We start from the raw sequence: 18,244 nt of genomic DNA, 5'->3' as shown, positions 1-18,244 counted from the left end.
CGTTGGATCTGGAAGAGGTCAGGCCGTCCGGGGCGGCGGATCTTTGGCGAGAGAGCCGCCCCGGAGGGCGTTACTTGCGCAGCGCGGACGGTGCCTTCTTGCGCTTGGACGTGCGGCTGATCGTGTAGCTGACGCCGCAGGTGGCCGACAGGACCGAGACGATCGACGCGGCGACGATCTGGGTGACGAACGCGATGACCAGCAACACCGCGATCGAGCCGGTGATGACCAAGAGGGTCAGCACGATGGGGCCGGTGTAGGAGCGCGGGGCTTCCTGCACGATCAGGACCTGCCGCAGGTCGGTGCCCGGCGGGATCTGCCGGTAGATGTCGGCGGGGATGTGCCCGGCGCGGAGCTGCTCGTCAGGCAGTCGCATGGGTCGGGTCTCCTGTCAGGGGTTGCAGCGGTGGGTGCGGGCGGCGAGTTCGGCAGCCGACCGGTCGCCGTGCTCGGTGGAGAACCCGCAGCGGGGGGCGGTGCAGGCGGCGGTGTGCCGGGTCTGGCCCCGGCCGTTGTTGAACGTGCCGACCTTCACGGGGCCGATGCGGATCACGTCGTAGAAGCGGTTCGGTCGCACAGTGGAACCTCCTTGTCTGTCAAGCGAGTTGGGTGACGATCTGGTTGGCGAGCGCCTCGGGGATGCCGAGGCGGGCGCGCAGGGTGGCGGTGTCGATGTCGGCGCCGGTGCGGGCGCGGTGGTCGGTGGCGACCTTCCGGGCGTGGTCGATCAGCGCCGGGGGCACCACCGGAGCAGCCGGTTCGGGAAGAGCCGGAGCCGGGTCGGGAGCGGTGATCTGCTCGCGCTCGGGTTCCGGGTCGGACGCGGTGTCGGGTGCGGGGGCCGGGGCTGCGGGCGCCGGCGGAACCGGCACCCGGTCCCCGGCCGGGTCAGGCGCCGGTGAGTGGGCGAGCAGGGTTCCGCCCATGAAGGCCAGCGCGGGCCAGGCGGCAACCAGGATGCGCAGCCAGGCGGGGACGTGATCCAGGTCGAGGAGTCCGGCGGTGGCGACGTTGGCGCCGAGCGAGGCCACGAGGGCGATCAGGAACCAGCACCAGGCCAGCCGGGATGGGCCGTCACTGCGCAACCGTCGCCAGGCGGCGACCAAGAGCAGGTCGACGCTGACGGGGTAGGCCCAGGCCTTCCAGCCGGACTGTCCGGCTGCTTCGGCCAGATCGTGCAGGTGGGCGAAGGACAGCGCACCGGCGATCACGGCCTGAACGAGCACGGCATCGAGGCGGATCGAGCGGGACATGGGCACCTCCCTTCAGGGAGTCGGGCCAGGATCGGGCGGGGAGCGGTGTCCGGCCGCCCGACCCCGGCGGGTTCAGTCGGGGGCCTGGCCGGAGCCGAGGCAGTTCAGGCAGAGACCGGTCTGCTGCCCGACCGCCCGGCGCTTGCGGCCCACGCGGACGGTGCGGGAGACCTCCCCGGAGCCGTGGCAGGTCGGGCACTTCGCGGGCTCCGGGTCGGCGACGACGGGCGCGGGGGTCTTCCGTGCGGCCACGGCGATCACGACTCCAGACGCGGGTAGCCGTGGCCGACGGGCGGGTAGGCGCCGTCGGCGCGGGCGGCGAACTCGGAGTCCAGGGCGTCGCTCAGGACCATGACGAAGTGGTCTGTGTCCAGGCCGAGGTGCATGTCGTTTTGCAAGGTCTCGAACAGGAAGCCGAGGCGGTTGGCGTCGTCTCGCTCCTGCGGGGTGAACTCGAACCAGGGCTTACCGAGCATTGCTGTCCTCCTGTTTTCGGCATGGCGGGGGTAGGGACCTGGCGCGATGCGGTCGCGCCGACCGGGTGGAGCCGGGGCTTACTCGCCGACGGGCTGCGGCTGGACCAGCGGCGGAGTGGTGGGCATCGGCGGTACGGCGATCTGGCCGACCGGGCGGAACGGGGCGAGGAACGGCAGTTCAGGCGTGAGGTGAGCGAACTCCCGGCAGACAGCCGCCACCTGAGCCGGGGTGATCTCGGGAGTGCGGATACGGGACCAGTAGCCGGACGCATCACCGCCCACCGCGACACCCGGGCGGTCGGCCCGGATCCCGGTCACCGAGACCACGGCATCCGGGGCGATGTCACCCAGGCCCATCTCTGCCGTCTGCTTGTCGTTGACGCGGTGCACCACGCGGCCGGTGAGCTGAGCCCGCAGGGCGGTAGCGCCCTTGCCCAGGTCAGAGCCGAAGCGCTGCCCGCACACCTCCAGGTAGATCCCGGCCGCACGGCCGAGCTGGGCCAGCCGGACCAGTTGCATGACCGTGTGATCGCGGGCAGCTTCATCCTGCTTGGACATCACCAGGAACAGTTCCGCCACCTCGTCGATCAGCACGACCAGCGGCACCGGGCGCAGCTTGTCCGGCAGTTCCCACAGGTCCGAGACACCGTGCAGGGCCAGCAGGTCGAAGCGGTCTTCCATCTCCCCGACCAGGGCGTCACTCAGGTGTCCGGCACTCTCACGGTCGGTGGCCAGCGCCGACAGCCGCGGCGCGTAGCGAGACTGCTCGACACCGCGCTTGCAGTCGATGCCGACCAGCCCCACGGGCAACTGCGCGAGTCCCTTGATCAGGTTGCGCTGGTACATGGACTTGCCGGACTGGTTGGCGCCCAGGGTCAGGGCGTGCGGGATCTTGCGGTAGTCCCGCTCGAAGACCGTGCCGTCCTCCCGCAGCGCGACGGGAACGACCAGGTCATGAGGCACGGCCTTGCGTGGCATCCGCACCCGCCGCAGCACGTCATACCCGGTCATCCGTAGCTCGACGTGCCCCGGCTTGGTCTCCACCACGGTCACGGAGTGCACACCCCAGGCGTGCCGAAGGCGTTCGGAGGCGGCGGCGATGTCGGCCGGTTCAAGGCCAGCAGCAAGACGGAGCGTGACCCGGAGCCCGGTGGCCGTACCCCGCACGCGGCGGATCTTCGGCGGGACCGCCTGCACCTCCCGGCGGACGACGTTGCGGGTGACGAACGCCCGCAGCCGGGACGGCTGCACCGTCAGCCCGCACACGTCCATCGTCGACCGGTACGACCAGGTGAACCGGCCCCAGGTGACCGGCAGGCCGACCAGCGACCAGTACACGCGCGGCGCGCGGTACTTGGCGTAGCCGAGACCACCGGCGCCAGCAGCCAGGCTGCCGATCTCCAGCCAGGTGACCACCTCAGCCATGGTCAGGCCGCCGGGGTGATCGCGACCGCGCGGAACGAGATCCCGTGCCGCTTCTGGCCGTTGAACTCGTTCTCCCAGTCACGGGCCTTCAGCCCAACCACCCGCACCGGCGTACCCGGCGCGAGGCCCTCCGGGAGACCCGTCTCGGGGATGGTCACCTGGTACAGGTTCCCCTCCCCCTCATCCGAGACCAGCAGGCCCACCGTCGACAGGCCCGCGCCCGTCTCACGGTCCACGGCCCGCTCTCCGGTCTTCTGGTTGACCAGCTTCGGCACCGGTGCGGTCGCGACGAACACCACAGCGGTCGAAAGGTCGATCTTGAACGACGGCATTCCAGCCCTCTTTCCGGTAGTGGCGTGCTAGCTCACACGCCTTCATCGTGTACTAGCTTACGTTGATGATGCGCGTGCTAGTACGCGATTGTCAAGGGTCTGTTTGAGCAGGTAGGCCGACATGCGCCGCGACCAGTGGGGTAACCGGGCCTTACCATGGAACCGCGAGCTAGAACGCGATCAGTTCGGGAACTAGCACGCCCAGAGGGAGGAGGAGGAATGACACCGAAGGTGCAGCGTGCCGCACCCCCGTTCATGCAGATCGCCGATGATTTCCGCGTGAGGATCAAGGACGGGGTCTTGCCGCAGGACTCACGGCTGCCGTCCATCGCCGACATCGCCCGTGAATGGGGTGTCGCCACGGCAACGGCAGCGAAAGCGATCAAGCAACTTCAAGACGAGGGGTACGTTCGTTCCTCGTCTCAGGGCACGTTCGTCGACCTAGGTAGGAAGCTGACGAGTGGTCCGGATCGCTTGCAGATGCTGCGAGCGACTGGCAGCGGCTTCCGTCCGGGTGAGCGCGTCGACATCATCAGCGCGGAGCTGGTGCCAGCGCCAGCGCACGTAGCCGAAGGGCTCAACATCGAAGAGGGGGCAGAGGTCGTCCAGCGCCGACGCGTGTATCGCGACGATGATGGTGTGGTGGCTGTGTCGACCTCATGGCTCGCTGGTTCACTGGCTGAGGCCGCGCCGGAGCTGCTGGAAGTTGGCCCGCTACCCAAGATGACTTTTGGCCTGATCGAGGAGCGAACAGGCCGACGCGCGGTTCGGCGGCGCGACGTCGTCGCCATGTGCCCGGTTCCTGATGACATCGCCGACGTCCTTGGCGCAGAGGCGGGAAGTCCGGCCCTGACCATGACTAACCAGTACTGGGACCAGCACGGCGAGCCGACCGAGTACGCCCAGGACTTCCTTGGTGCGGGGCGCGAACTTTCCGCCGAGTATGCTCTCGACTGATCGACCCAGCGGCGCAGCGGAGCTGTTACAGGTTTCTCTACCTCATCAAGCCCCGGCTGCGCTCCGCTCCGCCGGGCGCGCTTCCCGGCTCCGCTCCGCGCGCCGCTCCTGCCTCCGGCCCGCTCCGCGCGGGCTGCGCCGACGCGCGCCCACATGTGGATAGGGCCGGAGGCCATGAGTCGGGAACCGCATAGCGCAGGCGCAGGTCAATGCCGTGCCTCCGGCGGGGGATCGGCCAGCACCGGGATGGAGGGGGCGCCGTTGGCGACTGTCTGTCCATTGTGGTGTCTGCGAGGGCTCCCATCCCGTCCGCTGCCGACCCAGGCGGAGCCGAGCAGACGCAGCCCCTGGCGTCCAGGTCGTTCGTACAGTAGCGCGCTCCACCTGGACGCCAGGGACTACGCCTGCTCCACGGGGTGTGGGTCGACAGCGGACGGGATGGGAGCTGGGGTGAGTGGTGGGTGGAGCTGACCGGAGGTGCAGCGGGCAGGATGGGCATGCGTGCCCCCCGTATGCCCGATCAGGCGGCGATCATCGGGGAACAGCGGGGAACCACGGCGAGCAGGTCACGATCTAGCAGGTCAGCGAGTTGCCTGGTCAGCGCCCATCCGCATACGCGATCTTCCAAACTGGCTACGCGGGTTCGATTCCCGTCGCCCGCTCTGTCGGCTCAGGGCCCGGCAGGAGGTTCGCCCTCCTGTTCGGGCCCTGTGGCGTTCGCGGACCGCGCCGGGGCCGTCAGAAGCTGATCGAGTTGATTGTTTCCGCTATCGAGTTGAGAAAGCGGTTGATCGACGGGGCCATACCGGTCGAGGCGAGGAAGAAGCCGAAGAGGATCGCCACGAAGGCGGGACCCGCCTTGATCGAGCCCCCTCGCATCATCACCACCAGGATGATCGCCAACAGCAGCACCACTGACAGTGAAATGGCCACAACTGATCACACCCTCGGTCGGTCCGCTCTCCCGGCCGGGGGATACGAGACCGCGCACCCCCGCCAGAACCATCGTGCCACCAACAGGCCCGCCGTATGCGGCGCGTGACGTAACGCCGACCACACCCGCGCCGCACCCCGGCGCGTTCGGCCGCGCCCCGCACGCCCACCGCGCGCGCCGCGCAGGGCAATTGACGACCGGCCGTCGCGGGAATGCAACCCCGTCGTTCCCGCATCCGCACAACGGCGCACGCAACCTGCATGCGGTTATCGGCAATTGCCCGGGGGCGGGGCCGGTGATGGTGCTCGGCTCAGGACGTCACGAAGCACCCTTCAGGTGCCGCATGAGGCGTTCGAAGTCCTGCCAGCCCGACAGGTCCGACGGGTCGCCGGGCAGCGGGTAGTACAGCGCGGGGCGGGTGCGCGGGCCGAGTTCGCGCGGGGGCTCGGACAGCGGGGTGCGCCGGGCGCGGTCGCCGGGCATCGTACGGACCTCCTCGGCGCCCAGGACGAAGGCGTACGGCACGCCCGGGCCCTCGAAGCGGGGCGGTACGGACAGGTCGCGGCGGGCCCTGCGGATCTGGACCAGCATGGACTGCAGGTCGTGCCGGGTGGCGAGGGCCTCCGCCGCGGCGGGCACGGCGTCGGCCGGTACCTCCTCGCCCGGGCCGTAGCCGAACGCCATGGTGACGTCCTCCTCCACGCCGCCCTTGGTCCGGGTGATGCGCACCGTCGCGAGTCCCGGGCGCTCGGGGCGGCCGACGACCACCAGCCAGGTCGGCTCGGGCGTCCGCTCGTGGGCCACGTCGGTCAGCTGCCGCAGCGACCAGGGGAGGTTGGCGGGCTCCTCGGTGCCCCAGCCGGCCGGTGGTTCGCCGGTGATCGCCTGCCATACGGCTTCGACGGCGCCGCCGAGGACGAGGCGGTCGTCGGCCGGGTGGACGGTGCGGAAGGAGATCGCGAGCTGGCGTTCGCCGGTGTCGGCGATGTCCTCGCCGAAGGTGCGGGCGACCGGCGTGCGCGGGTCCTCGGGGGTCGCCTCCGGGGACTCGACGGTCACGAAGAGGCCGTTGTCCCAGCGCAGCACGGCCCCGGACAGGCCGTCGTAGTAGCCGTCCCGCTCGTCCTGCACCACCCAGCGCGAGGGCCAGCCCGGCAGGGCGCCCCGCACCGCCGGTGACATCCGGGTGCCCGCGGGGGTGACGATCTGCAGGCCGCGTCCGGCCGCCGCGGTGGCGCGGAAGGCGTCCGCGAGCCAGGCGGTCATCGCGACGACCGGGCGGTCCTGGATGACGACGGCGACCTTGTCGGTGAGGACGTCGACGGCGGGCTGCGCGGCGGCCGGGACCGGTACGGCGCTGACGCCGTCCGTCTTGACGACGGCCATCGAACGGGCGGCCTCGCGCGGCCAGGCGGTGCCGCCGACGAGGGTGGCCAGCCGGGCGGCGAACGTCCCGGCGAGTTCCTCGGCCTCCTTGACGCCGGTGGTGGCGCGGGCCTCGGTCCACCAGTACGGCGTCTGAGGCTCGCGCGCCCCGAGCAGCCGCTCGGCCTCGCCCCGGACCTGCACGAGCAGCGGCGCCTCGACGGAGACGAGCGGGCGGCCCTGCTCGTCGCACAGCCGCACCACGGCTCCGTCGCCCTCGGCGCCCACCAGCTTGTCGGGGCCGCCGGAGAGCAGGCCCGCGAGCACGCTCAGCGGGTCGGGCATCTTCTTCGTGAGGGCGATGACGTCCTTGGTCATGGGTTCACCTGGTCCCCGCGTAGACGGTCTGGATGAGCCGGGTGGGCTCGCCCCGGCGCAGCAGGGTGCCCCGGCCGGGCGGCTGCTGCTTCGCGTACACGCCGGGGAAGAGCTGGCCCTCGCTGCGGTCGCCGGCCATCACCAGCGCCGAGGCGCCGGACTCGCGCAGGCCCTGCAGCAGCGGCTCGTACAGGCCGCGGGAGGCGCCCGCGACGCGGCGGGTGAGGACGAAGTGCAGGCCGATGTCGACGGCGGAGGGGATGTACGGCACGAAGGGCGCCAGCGGCTGCTGACCGGCGGTGGTCAGGACGTCGTAGTCGTCGACGAGGATCACGATCCGCGGGCCGGAGAAGCTGCCGGGCTCCAGGTCGGCGCCGTCGGCGCCCTCGTCGGGCAGCCGCTTCTCCAGCTCGGAGGCGATACCGGCGGCGAGGCCCGCGCACAGCTTGGCGTTGTAGGCGTAGCCGCCCCGGTACTCCTCGGGGATGGCGCCGCGCAGGCCGCGGCGCGGGTCGAAGACGCCGAAGACGAGTTCGTCGTCGCCGTAGCGCTCGATCAGGCCCTGGGTGATCACCTTGAGCAGGTTGGTCTTGCCGCACTCGCTGTCGCCCATGATCAGCAGGTGCTGGTCGTGGTGGAACAGGTCGAGCAGGACGGGGGCGAGCTGGGTCTGGTCCAGGCCGATGGGGACGCGGCGCGGCTCGGCGGCCGGGGTCGGCAGCGCTTGCGGCTCCAGCACGTGCGGCAGCACCCGCACCGGCTGGGCCACGTCGCCGGTCCAGGTGGCGCGGACCGTGCGGGCGGTGCGCTCCAGGACGGCGCCGAGGTCGGCGGTGTCGGCGAGGCCGTCGGTGCGGGGCAGGGCGACCTGAGCGAACAGCTTGCCGTCGGTGAGTATGCGGCCCTTCTCCTCGGGGGAGAGGGTCTGGGCGAGCTTGCGGTCGATGCTGGACTCGCTGGGGTCGTTCAGGCGCAGCTCGACGCGGGTGCCGAACTGGGACTGGGTGGCGATGCGCACGTCGTTCCAGCGCAGCATGCCCGCGACGACGTGGATGCCGTAGCCGCTGCCGCGCTTGAGGATGTCGGCGACCGCGTCGTCCAGTTCCTCGAAGTCGTCGCGCAGCGCGCCGAAGCCGTCGATGAGCAGCACGATCTCCGTGGAGGCCAGTTCGGTGACGCGGCCCGCGGCGCGCAGGGTGCGCAGCTGTTCGAGTGAGTCGATGGAGTGGATGCGGAAGAGTTCCTCGCGCTGGTCGAGCATGGCCCGCACCGAGTCGATGGTGCGCGCGGCGCGCTCCCGGTCGGCGCGGCCGGCGACGCCACCGACGTGCGGCAGCCCGGACAGCGCCTGGAGGCCGCCGCCGACCAGGTCGAGGCCGTAGATGCCGACCTCCTGCGGGGTGTGCGTCAGTGCCAGGGACAGGGCGAGGGTGCGCAGCAGGGTCGTCTTGCCGGACTGGGGGCCGCCGATGACGGCCGCGTGGCCGCCGGCCAGCGTGAGGTCCAGGTACCACTGGCCCTGCCACTGCTTGGTGGGGTCGTCGAGGACGCCGAGCGGCACCCGCAGCGGGCCGCTCCGCCTGGCCAGCTGCATGCCGCGCGGGCCGACCTCCACGGGGCCCGCGACCTTGTCGAGGGGGACGGCGGCGGGCAGCGGGGGCAGCCAGATCTGCCGTACCGGCCGGGCGCCGTAGCCTTCGATCTGCTCGATCATCACACCGAGTTCGGTGGGCCCGGTCTCCCGGCGCCGCATCTGCGGCTGCTCCTCGGGCGCCGCGCCGGACTCCTCGCCGAGCGAGTTGTACGCCTCGTAGGCCAGGGCGAGCGGACCGGTGTCCTCGGTCTCGCGCTGCACGGGGCCGCTGTAGGCGCCGGAGACGTAGCTCGCCTTGAACCGCTCGTAGTGGCTGGTGTCGACCTTGAGGTAGCCGAAGCCGGGCAGCGGCGGCAGGTGGAAGGCGTCCGTGGTGTCCAGCACGGTGCGGGACTCGTCGGCGGAGAAGGTGCGCAGGCCCAGCCGGTACGACAGGTAGGTGTCCAGGCCCTTGAGCTTGCCGCCCTCGATGCGCTGGCTGGACAGCAGCAGGTGCACGCCGATGGAGCGGCCGATGCGGCCGATGGACAGGAACAGGTCGATGAAGTCGGGCTTGGCGGTGAGGAGTTCACCGAACTCGTCGATCACCACGAACAGGTGCGGCAGCGGCTCCAGGTCGGGCCGCTTCTCGGCGCGCAGCGCGGCGTAGTGGCCGATGTCGGCGACGTTCCCGGCGTCCTTGAGCACCTGCTGGCGGCGCTTGACCTCACCGGCCAGCGAGGAGTGGACGCGCTCGACCAGGCCCGCCTGGTTCTCCAGGTTGGTGATCACACCGGCGACGTGCGGCAGGTCGGCGAAGGGCGCGAAGGTGGCGCCGCCCTTGTAGTCGACGAGGACGAGGGCGAGGTCCTCCGGCGGGTGGGTGGCGACCAGGGCGAGGACGAGGGTGCGCAGCAGCTCGGACTTGCCGGAGCCGGTGGCGCCGACGCACAGGCCGTGCGGGCCCATGCCCAGCTCGGAGGACTCCTTCAGGTCGAGCAGCACGGCCTCGCGGGAGTCGCTGATGCCGATCGGCACCCGCAGGAACGCCCGCTCGCCGCGCGGCGCCCACAGCCGGTCCAGGTCGAGGCGGGCCACGTCGTCGATGCCGAGCAGCTCGGCGAAGTCGACCGGGCCGGTCAGCGGGGCGTCGGCGCCCATGGAGTCGGCGGACAGCCTGAGCGGGGCCAGCATCCGGGCGAGGCCCTCGGCGAAGGCGGGGCCGACCTCGTCGACGGTGCCGTGGGCGCTGATCGGCTCGCTCTCGCGCAGGTCCTCGATGACGACGCGTTCGCCGTCGACCGTGATGCGGACGCCGACATGGCCCGGTTCCTGCACCCGCTCGTCGAGCAGGTGCAGCACGCTGACGCCCATGTCGCGCAGGCCGACCGCGTCGTCCGGGCGGGGCAGGTCCACGGCGTCGTCGCCGTGCGCGTCGGCGACGACGATCAGCCGCGAGGACATGGCGAGGGCGTCCCGGCCGGACAGGCCGCGCCGCACCTCGGCCGCGTAGGAGGCGCGGCGGCGCAGCTCCGGGCCTATCTGCCGGGCCAGTTGGGGCACGGAGGGCGCGATACGGCGGGCGGCCACGGGCCCGTCGAACTGCTCGCCGTCGAGCAGGTGGGGCAGCCACTTGGCCCACTCCCAGTCGGCGATCCGGTCGCCGGGCGCGGCCAGCGCCATCGCCACGTCGTCCGGGGCGTGGGTGGCGGCGGCCTGCACCAGCAGGGCTCGGGCGACCCGGAGGGTGTCCTCGCGGCGGCCGATGACGCTGACGTTGCCGACCCGGTCCAGCGGGACGGTGAGCGGCAGTTCGGTGCCGGTGCCGAAGCGGGCGACCAGCGCGGAGGCCTCGTTCAGCATGAACTGGTCGGGCGGGGTGAGCACGGAGGAGCCCTGGTCGCCGATCTTCAGGTCGCGTACCCGCATCTCGCCGGTGCCGAGGCGCACGCGCAGGAAGTCGCCGTCCATACGGCGCCGCTCCCACAGCCGGGCGGGGTCGCGCACGATGTCGTACAGCGCGTCCGGCGGCGGGTTGAGCACCTGGGCCCGCTCCCGGCGCTCGCGTTCCTCCTTCGACAGCTCCTCCCGCAGGTCCTCCAGGTAGGCGAGATAGGCCTCGCGCTGGGTGCGGCGGGTGCGCTGGGCCTTGCCGCGCTGGGAGAAGACCAGGATCAGCGAGCCGACGATGGTGACGACGAGGATGATCGCGCCCAGCGCCGCGAACTGGCTGTTGCGCACGACCGTCATCATCACGACGGACGACATCACACCGGCGACGGGCAGCAGCGAGGTCGCGATGGAACCCGTCTTGCCGTCGGGCAGGTTGGGCGGGGCCTCGATGGTGCGCGGCGCGGGGGCGGCCGGGGGACGGGTGGTCCGGGCCGGGCGGTGGATCAGTCGGGTGCTCATCGTCCTTGCCTCTGGGGGTTCCCTTCCGGGGAGCTCAACGGCGCTGCTGGGAGAGCTGGAAAACCTCCGCGGCGAGGCCGGTGGCGGCCTGCCGGGTGGCCCGGGCGAGCAGGTCGGTGCGGATGGTGCCGCCGGCCGCGAGATGCCGGTCGTACGGCAGGACCCGCACGCTCGCGCCGGTCGCCTTCAGCGGCTCGGCGGCCTTGTCGAGGTCGACGCCGGTGTGCGGCACCGTCTCGGTGAGCACGACGACCGTCGAGGTCGTGATGTCCCGGGGCAGTCCGCGCATCCACTGCAGCACCGCGTGCGTGCTGGCGACGCCCTCCAGCGTGGCGGGCACGGTCAGCACCCGCGCCTGGGCGGCCGACAGCGCGGTACGGGCCACCTCGGCGGGCAGCGTCTCGCAGTCGACGACGGTCACCCCGAAGTAGCGGCGCAGCGACACCATCACGCGCTCGTAGGCCCGGGTGTCGAGCATGGCCCCGACCTGGCCCTGGCTGCCGGGCAGCAGCCAGGCGTTGTCGGGCAGTTGGACCAGGTACCCGGTCACGTCGAGCAGCGACATCTGCGGCTCGACGACGTCGGCGAGGTCTCCGGTGGTCCAGCGCAGGTTCTCCGCGCCGAGCCGCAGCGGCAGCGAACCGAGCGCCGGGTCGGCCTCGACGACCAGCACCGGGTCCTGCCGGTAGTGGGCGTAGGTGGTGCCCAGCAGGGCGGCGACCGTGGTCTTGCCGGAGCCGCCGCGGATGGACGTCACCGCGATCTGCCGACCGGTGGTGACGGCCTGCTGCAGCACCTCGGCGGTGGCGGTCGTCTCGGCGACCTCGCGGGCGGCGGAGGAGGAGACGGTACGGCGTACGGCGCGCAGGGCGCGGGTGCCGAACGGTTCGCCGCGGCGGGGCTTGAGCCCGGTGTCCGCGATCCGCTTGTCGACGGCCGGGCGGGAGTCGGGGGTGGCGCGGGAGGCCGGGGCGCGGCGGGTGGGGGCGGGCTGCGGGGTGGGGGCGGGTGCGGGTGCGGGGGCTGCCTGCTGGTGGGGCTGGGCGGCGTAGGGCTGGGCCTGGTGGACGTACTGCTGGCCCTGGTCGACGTACCCCTGCTGGGGGTAGCCGTAAGGGGCCTGCTGCTGTGGGACGTCGGGGGTGGGCTGCTGAGCCTGGGGGTAGCCGTAGCCGGGGCCGCCGGGCCCGGGCTGCTGGGCCTGCGGATAGCCGTACGCCGGGTTCGGCCCCTGCGGGGGGACGTGCTGCGGCCCCGGCTGCCCCGCCGTCTGCTGCGGCTGCTGCTGTTCCTGCTGTGGGTGGGCCTGTTCCGGCTGCGCGCCGGACTGTTCCCCGTCCTTGGCGCGCGCCTGTGCGGCACGCTGTCCGGCCGCACCGGCCCTGAGGTCGCGCAGCACATCGCCCTGCCAGTTGTCCCCGCTCGGCATGTCGCCCTTTCTCTCCCGCCACGCTCCTGCCTCGTCGTCCCACCCGGAGCGACGCGCGTCGGCGTCTGGTAGTCCGAAGCCTCAGAACTTGTTGAGCAGTTGCCCGTAGATGCCGAACACCCCGACGGCGAGCGGGAAGAGCCCGATCACACCGAGGGACTCGATCAGGTCGGCCAGGCGCCGCAGCCGCACCCGGACGTGCTCCGGCGGCTCGATCGCGAGGACCAGCAGCGGCAGCAGCGCCGCGGCGGCCAGCAGGACGAGCGCACCGACACCGCCGGCGTGGTCCAGCCACAGCACCGCGAGCCGTACGACGAGCACGGCCGCCGCCCCGAACAGTGCCACCACCTCGGCGACCAGCGGGAAGGCCCGCGCCCGGGACAGCAGGACGACCGCGGTGAGCGAGGCCAGCACCACCGACCACCACGCCGGATCCTCCCCCGTGGTCAGCAGCCAGCCGCCGGCGGCGGCCGAGGCGGCGGTGACCACGGTGGCGAGGGCGAGGCCGCGGTGGGTGGCGGCGAGCGCGTTGCCGACCTCGTGGCGGCTCACCGAGGTGCCCGAGGAACGCCGGTCGTCGAGCCCGGTGAGGCCCGAGGCCATCAGCGCGAACCGGGGCAGCAGCCCGAGCAGCACCACGGAGAACACCGCCATCACGGCGCCGAGCCGCTCCGGGTCGTCCTGCACGGCGGCCACGGCCTCCCACACCACGGTGATGACGGCGGCCGCCCCGGCCCCGATGAGCCCGCCGCGGCCCAGGGGCGAGAAGAAGGCGAGCAGCACGAGGGTGACCACCAGCGCGGCGACGACACCGGCCAGCCGGGCGGTGCCGGACCAGTCGTAGGCGTCGGCCGCGGTCCACGCGGCGAGCAGGCCGAGCCCGCCGGAGGCGAGCAGAGTTGCGGTGGCGAGCCCGAGGTTGCCGCCGCCGGTCTTCGCCACGACCGCACCGGCGATCAGGAAGACGACGGTCGCGACCAGCAGCGCGGTCGTCACGGACTCCAGCGCGAACTCCCGCCGGGCCAGGACGGCCGCGGCGACGGCGAAGGCGAAGGTGGCCACACCGGCGCTGACCCGGCGCGCGGCCGGACGCCAGCGCCAGGCGCGCAGGTCGAGGTCGTCGGCGACCTGGTCGGTGACGTCGTGCACCACCGGCGCGGGCGGTGCGGCGTGGGCGCGCACCAGGCGCAGCACGGCGCCGTCGGGCACCTCGGCCGAGGACAGCGTGGCCTCGTGCGGGAGCACCGAGCCGTCGGTGCTGATGAGTTGCCGGGTGGTCGGCCGGGTGGCGGCCCGGTCGTCGAGCAACTGCAGTATGTCGGGGAGCAGTTGGCCGATCGGCGTGTCCGAGGGCAGAACGATGTCGGCGCGTCGTCGCTCACCGACCAGGGTGACCCGGCTCAGTTGAGTCCGGGACGTCGTTGATGTGCTCACCACTCACCGGAACCTATCATCGCGTCGTTTCGGCCATCGGCGCCGTTCACTGCTTCTCCCCACCGTCGGCGGACTGGCTGGGCGACGGGTTGTACAGCTGCTCCTGCTGCTGGCGCTGCTTCTCCTCCTCGGCCCGCTGCTTGGCGAGGGTGGACTGGACGAAGGACCAGCCGATGCAGCCGGCGCACAGTACGGCGGCGATCGCGATACCCGCGAACATCTTGCCGAGCCGCTCGTCGGCCGTACGCCGGGCGCGCTGCGCGCCGAACAGCAGCGCGTCGCGCATCCGGCGCCGGCGCACCGCCACCGACTCCAGCAGTTGGCTGTCGTAGTCCCGTGCCATTCAGTCGTCGTCCTGTGCCGTAGAGGTCGTCGTCGGTCGTCGGTCTTCGCAGGTCATCAGTCGTCGGGGGTGAGGCCGAGCAGGCCGCGCATGGTGGCGTACTTCCGCTCCAGGCGTCGGGCCGTGTGCTCGTCGAGCGCGGCGAGGCGGCGCGGATCGGCGTTGTGGGCGAGGTCGGCGGCTTTCACCAGCGGCGCCCCCGGCGTGGCCAGGATCCGGCGCGCGTACGCCTCCGGCTCCTCCCCCGCCCGCTTGCTCACCGCCCGTACGACGTCCTTGGTGCGCTGCGACAGCGCGGCCCCCGCCAGCCACTCCTCGCTCAACACCCCGTCCTCGACGGCGTCGTGCAACCAGGCGGCGGCGATGAGCTCCTCTCCCCCGCCCCGGGCGCGCACCCCCTCGGCGACGGCCGACAGATGCTCGGCGTACGGCCGCCCGGCCTTGTCCGTCTGCCCGGCGTGCGCGGCGCGGGCGACGGCCTCCACCTCGGCGAGACTCATCTCCTGCGGCATGCGGATCCCCCTGACTTCGCTTCCGCAACATAAGACATGGACGCGCCATGCGTACAGCCGGGGTGCGGCAGCCTCTCGCGGCGTTTCACGCCCCTCCCGACAGCCCCGTCACGATCATGAAGAGCACCCACAGCGCCGGGACGAGGGCGACGTACGCACGCGGCCGCCGGTGCACGGGGACCCCGGGGTCGTACCGCGGCCCGAGCGTCCCCGGCCCCGGCGCCGGGAGCCGCTTCACCCTGCGCACGGCGAGGACGTTCCGGACCAGCGTCAACGGCGCGAAGAGGAAGAGGGAGAGGGGGCTCCACCAGCCCTGGCAGAGGGTGTGGGTGGTGTAGGCCCGGTACACGGCCAGCCCGCAGGTCAGGCACATGGGCCCGTCCGTCTTCTTGAACCCCATGAGGACCACGAGGCCGCGGTGGGCGCGGAAGGTGACGTCGGCGGCGGGGGAACCTCCGCAGAACCTGCACATGTTGCCTGCGGCGAGGGAGGGCTGCTCGGCGTACCAGGCGCGGAGGGAGGCGACGACGGCGTCGAGGAGGCCGTCCTTCACGGCATCGGCGATCATCCCGTCACAGACACGCTCCCCGCGCACGGTCGCGGTGGCGGCGCGGATGGCGTCGGCCGGGGACAGCCGCCCGTCGGGCGAGGGTTTGGGCATCGGATTGCCCATCCACCGGTACTCGTCGCTGACGGCGCCGACGCCGCCCAGGGCGGAGACGACGCGCCGCAACCCCTCGCTGTAGAGCGGGTATGCCACGTGCTGCACCCCGTCCGCCCGCTTCCGCCCGCCGCCCCACTCAATGTCCCGGTCCTCGTCCGTGAGCGCGTCGAAGGCGGCGTCGAGCTCGCGCCAGGCGTCCGCGTTGTCCCGGTCGAGCCCGTCGAGCAGGCGCCGGTCGTCGTCCGGGGTGACGACACGGGCCATTTCCTCGATCGCGGCGACATCGGGGGCGTCGGTGACGGGGCCGACGCCGACTTCACGGCCGAGCAGGCTGAGCACGCCGCGGGGGGCGAGGCCACGTCCGTGCAGCTCCCGTGCCCGGTCACGCCACTGCGCCCCCGCGTTGTAGGCGCTGCTGCTGCCCGCCGGCCGGTGAACCCAGCCGACGGTGGTGGCATCGGCCCAGAGGTATCCGGCGGGTTCACCGTTGGGGGCGGTGACGGGGACGTAGTGCACGGGGCTGGGGCTGGACATGCTGCTCAGTGACTCATCTCCCGGCGGCCAGTTCCTTGAGTGCGGCAAGGGTCGGGGCGTCGGTGAGGGAGCCCGGCAGGGCCCGGCCGCGGTTGCCCTCCGGGTTGGACAGGATCTCCACGAGGGCCTGGGACGGCGGGATGCCCCGCCCCTTGGCCTCCTGCAGCCGGACATGCCAGTGACCGCCCTCGGCGAGGGCCCGGCCTCCGGCGGCCGCGCGCGGTACCCACGCGGCGGCGGCGTCCTCGTCGTTCGCCCAGACATACCCGAGGACAGCGCCGCCCTCCTTGTCGACCACCGTGAGGTATCGCACCGGCTTGTCGGTCCTGGTCCGGTACCTCGACGGACCCGGCGTGACGAGGTTGAAGTGCACGTCCTCGTCGAAGCGCGGGTGAGATCGTTGGTGACTGTTCATGCTCGTGCTCTCCCCAGCTGTACGTCCGTGCACGGACGGCTCAGCCGTTCGCTGCCAGCTCCTTGAGCGACTCCAGAGTGGGCGCGCTCTTGAGAGAGCCGGGGAGGATGTGGCTCGGATCCTCAGGGCCATAGTCGCGCGTCATCTTCGCGAGCGCCTCCGACGGGGCAAGGCCCTGTTCCTTGGCCTCGTGGAACTCGGTGGCCCACAGGGCACCCATGTTGAAGGCTTCGTCGCCACCCGCCCGGCGATACTGCCATCCGGCCGCATCGTCCTCGTCGTTCACCCACACGTACCCGAGGACCGTGCCTTTCCGGTCCACCACTGTCGCGTACTCCACCGGCTTGTCCGTGCTGTTGGCATAGCGCGGAGGGCTGTCGACTTCTTCCCACTGCAGGGGTTCGGTCACCCGGGGAGGCACACGCGGATCCCGGCTCATGGTCATGCCTTTCGTCTGCTACTTCCTGGGCAGGACTTCGCCGTAGACCTGCACTTGCCCATTCTCCATGAACACCCGGGTCACCCGGTATTCCGTGCCCCGCCCCAGCAGGAGCTCCCGTTCACCCTGGCCGTACTTGCCGACGTTCTCGACCCAGAGGGCCGGTGTTCCCTTGGGCACCCGGAGGTGCAGAATGGCCTCCTGGCCCGCAAAGGCACCGACCGGGTGGTTACCAAGCGAAGTCGACATATAACCCTTGTCGTCGTACGTCTTGCCCAGCATGTCGAACGGGCTGTCCAGCTTGAGGTGCCCGATACCGGTGCCACGGACCACCATCACATCCTCCGGAACGACGTGGCCGGCGAGAGCGCTGTCGACCTCGTCGATGTTGTGCTGGACATAGGGACTCCACTTCGAGGCGTCGCCCCGCAGGTAACCGTTCATCTCCTTGTACGTGGCCCAGCCCTCGGGATGCGGGGCCGGAAGGTCGTAATCCGGCTCGTCGGTGTAGTCCCAGACAGCCTGCTTCCGCTCAGCTGGCATGTTGTCCGCGTAGTCGTTCCAGTAGGCCTGGCCGTACGCGATGGCATCGGTGTCTCTCGGGAAGGGAACCGTGCCTTCCGAAACCTCCGCGTAGGCGACCCGATGCTTCTCGGCGGTCGATAGCTGGGCCCACTCCTTGTTCGACACGTGCGGCTTGTACTCGAACGGCTCCCCGGCCCCGCTGCCCGGCACATCCGCGCCCTGATGGACCGGAGCGACCGGAGCATCGGTGCCGTGGTGTGCGGCGGCATCCCCGACGTCCATGTGGTCACCGGTGTGCGCCGTGTCGTCCGCGTGACCCACGCCCTCGTCGCCGGCACCGTGCGCGGCGTCGTCGGCATAACCGCCGCCCGGGGTGTCGTGCCCGGTGCCGTGCGGGGTGTCCGGACCACCGTGACCGCCGGTGCCGGGAACGTCGTGTCCGCCGGTGTGCGGTGCGCTGGTCGGGGTGTGGTCGTACGACGACGGCGACGGCGCGTGATCGTACGCGGACGGCGACGGCGTATGGCCGTACGGCGTCGAGGTCGGCGTCGCGTCGAAGGAGCCGCCCGGGACGTGGCCGCCGGTGGCGGTGTGCGGTGCGGGTGAGTTGTAGTGCCCCGCGCCGCCGACGTTGTCGACCGTGTGCGGCATGCCGTCGCCCGCGTGCACGCCCGCGTACACCGGCTGCTGGCCGCCCTGGATCGTCCAGTGAGCCGGGAGCGTCGGGGTGGCCGGGGCGCCGGTCTCGTGGGGAACCGGCGTCGTGTCGATGGCGCCGTTGGGCGCGATGAGGTTGCCGTTCGGGTCCATCAGGCGGCCGTCGGGCAGCTGGACGGAGCCGTTC

General features: G+C 71.9%; 19 protein-coding genes. 1 reads left to right on the top strand and 18 read right to left on the bottom strand.

The window, feature by feature from the left end; translation table 11 throughout:
• Positions 1-70 precede the first annotated feature (70 nt).
• From KWI83_RS18640 to KWI83_RS18610, 7 genes are all read right to left on the bottom strand, one after another.
• Positions 71-376: a hypothetical protein gene (locus tag KWI83_RS18640; RefSeq protein WP_218515499.1), complete on the bottom strand. Its 306-nt coding sequence runs from the start codon at positions 374-376 to the stop codon at positions 71-73.
• A gap of 15 nt (positions 377-391) precedes the next feature.
• A complete protein-coding gene (locus tag KWI83_RS18635) occupies positions 392-577 on the bottom strand; it encodes a mobile element transfer protein (protein ID WP_218515498.1) in 186 nt (61 codons plus the stop codon).
• Positions 578-596: 19 nt separating this feature from the next.
• On the bottom strand, positions 597-1,253 hold the full coding sequence (locus KWI83_RS18630) for a DUF2637 domain-containing protein (RefSeq protein WP_218515497.1): 657 nt from the start codon (positions 1,251-1,253) through the stop codon (positions 597-599).
• A 72-nt stretch (positions 1,254-1,325) separates the two neighbouring features.
• Positions 1,326-1,514 (bottom strand): hypothetical protein, encoded by a 189-nt coding sequence (locus tag KWI83_RS18625; protein ID WP_374106331.1) that lies wholly within the window; start codon positions 1,512-1,514, stop codon positions 1,326-1,328.
• The gene (locus KWI83_RS18620) at positions 1,511-1,729 is read right to left on the bottom strand and encodes a hypothetical protein (protein ID WP_218515495.1); all 219 of its coding nucleotides are present in this window, start codon (positions 1,727-1,729) and stop codon (positions 1,511-1,513) included. Before KWI83_RS18620 ends, KWI83_RS18625 begins: the two co-directional genes overlap by 4 nt.
• A 78-nt stretch (positions 1,730-1,807) precedes the next feature.
• Positions 1,808-3,154, bottom strand: a complete 1,347-nt coding sequence (locus KWI83_RS18615; RefSeq protein ID WP_218515494.1) for an FtsK/SpoIIIE domain-containing protein — start codon at positions 3,152-3,154, stop codon at positions 1,808-1,810.
• 2 nt (positions 3,155-3,156) lie between these two features.
• The gene (locus tag KWI83_RS18610) at positions 3,157-3,486 is read right to left on the bottom strand and encodes a hypothetical protein (protein ID WP_218515493.1); all 330 of its coding nucleotides are present in this window, start codon (positions 3,484-3,486) and stop codon (positions 3,157-3,159) included.
• 219 nt (positions 3,487-3,705) lie between these two features.
• On the opposite strand from KWI83_RS18610, the gene KWI83_RS18605 reads away from it, so the two are divergent.
• Positions 3,706-4,443, top strand: coding sequence for a GntR family transcriptional regulator (locus KWI83_RS18605; RefSeq protein WP_218515492.1), 738 nt, complete (start codon positions 3,706-3,708; stop codon positions 4,441-4,443).
• A 738-nt stretch (positions 4,444-5,181) separates the two neighbouring features.
• Here KWI83_RS18605 and KWI83_RS18600 read toward each other — a convergent pair.
• The 11 genes from KWI83_RS18600 to KWI83_RS18550 form a co-directional block, all read right to left on the bottom strand.
• Positions 5,182-5,376, bottom strand: coding sequence for a hypothetical protein (locus KWI83_RS18600; RefSeq protein WP_218515491.1), 195 nt, complete (start codon positions 5,374-5,376; stop codon positions 5,182-5,184).
• 319 nt (positions 5,377-5,695) lie between these two features.
• Positions 5,696-7,120, bottom strand: coding sequence for a DUF6177 family protein (locus KWI83_RS18595; protein ID WP_218515490.1), 1,425 nt, complete (start codon positions 7,118-7,120; stop codon positions 5,696-5,698).
• Positions 7,121-7,124: 4 nt separating this feature from the next.
• The gene (eccCa, locus tag KWI83_RS18590) at positions 7,125-11,105 is read right to left on the bottom strand and encodes a type VII secretion protein EccCa (protein ID WP_218515489.1); all 3,981 of its coding nucleotides are present in this window, start codon (positions 11,103-11,105) and stop codon (positions 7,125-7,127) included.
• Positions 11,106-11,139: 34 nt separating this feature from the next.
• Positions 11,140-12,534, bottom strand: a complete 1,395-nt coding sequence (locus KWI83_RS38735) for a MinD/ParA family protein (RefSeq protein WP_256362488.1) — start codon at positions 12,532-12,534, stop codon at positions 11,140-11,142.
• An 81-nt stretch (positions 12,535-12,615) separates the two neighbouring features.
• Positions 12,616-13,971 carry a type VII secretion integral membrane protein EccD gene (eccD, locus tag KWI83_RS18580; protein WP_218515488.1) on the bottom strand — a complete coding sequence of 452 codons (1,356 nt, stop codon included), beginning with the start codon at positions 13,969-13,971 and terminating at the stop codon, positions 12,616-12,618.
• Positions 13,972-14,014: 43 nt separating this feature from the next.
• Positions 14,015-14,311, bottom strand: a complete 297-nt coding sequence (locus KWI83_RS18575; RefSeq protein ID WP_218515487.1) for a hypothetical protein — start codon at positions 14,309-14,311, stop codon at positions 14,015-14,017.
• Positions 14,312-14,367: 56 nt separating this feature from the next.
• On the bottom strand, positions 14,368-14,823 hold the full coding sequence (locus KWI83_RS18570; protein ID WP_218515486.1) for an HD domain-containing protein: 456 nt from the start codon (positions 14,821-14,823) through the stop codon (positions 14,368-14,370).
• Positions 14,824-14,908: 85 nt separating this feature from the next.
• Positions 14,909-16,021 (bottom strand): DUF6508 domain-containing protein, encoded by a 1,113-nt coding sequence (locus tag KWI83_RS38730; RefSeq protein ID WP_256362487.1) that lies wholly within the window; start codon positions 16,019-16,021, stop codon positions 14,909-14,911.
• A 13-nt stretch (positions 16,022-16,034) separates the two neighbouring features.
• Complete coding sequence (locus tag KWI83_RS18560) at positions 16,035-16,436, bottom strand: hypothetical protein (RefSeq protein WP_218515485.1); 402 nt, start codon at positions 16,434-16,436, stop codon at positions 16,035-16,037.
• A 40-nt stretch (positions 16,437-16,476) separates the two neighbouring features.
• Entirely contained in the window at positions 16,477-16,845 is a 369-nt protein-coding gene (locus KWI83_RS18555) for a hypothetical protein (RefSeq protein WP_218515484.1), read from the bottom strand.
• A 48-nt stretch (positions 16,846-16,893) separates the two neighbouring features.
• Positions 16,894-18,244, bottom strand: a 1,351-nt coding sequence (locus KWI83_RS18550; protein WP_305733682.1) for an ADP-ribosyltransferase, incomplete at its 5' end; no start/stop codon positions are given.

Origin of the sequence: Streptomyces sp. TRM70350 (genome assembly GCF_019219825.1) — a bacterium.
Classification (GTDB): Bacteria; Actinomycetota; Actinomycetes; order Streptomycetales; family Streptomycetaceae; genus Streptomyces.
This window is presented reverse-complemented; position numbering and strand designations above follow the sequence as displayed.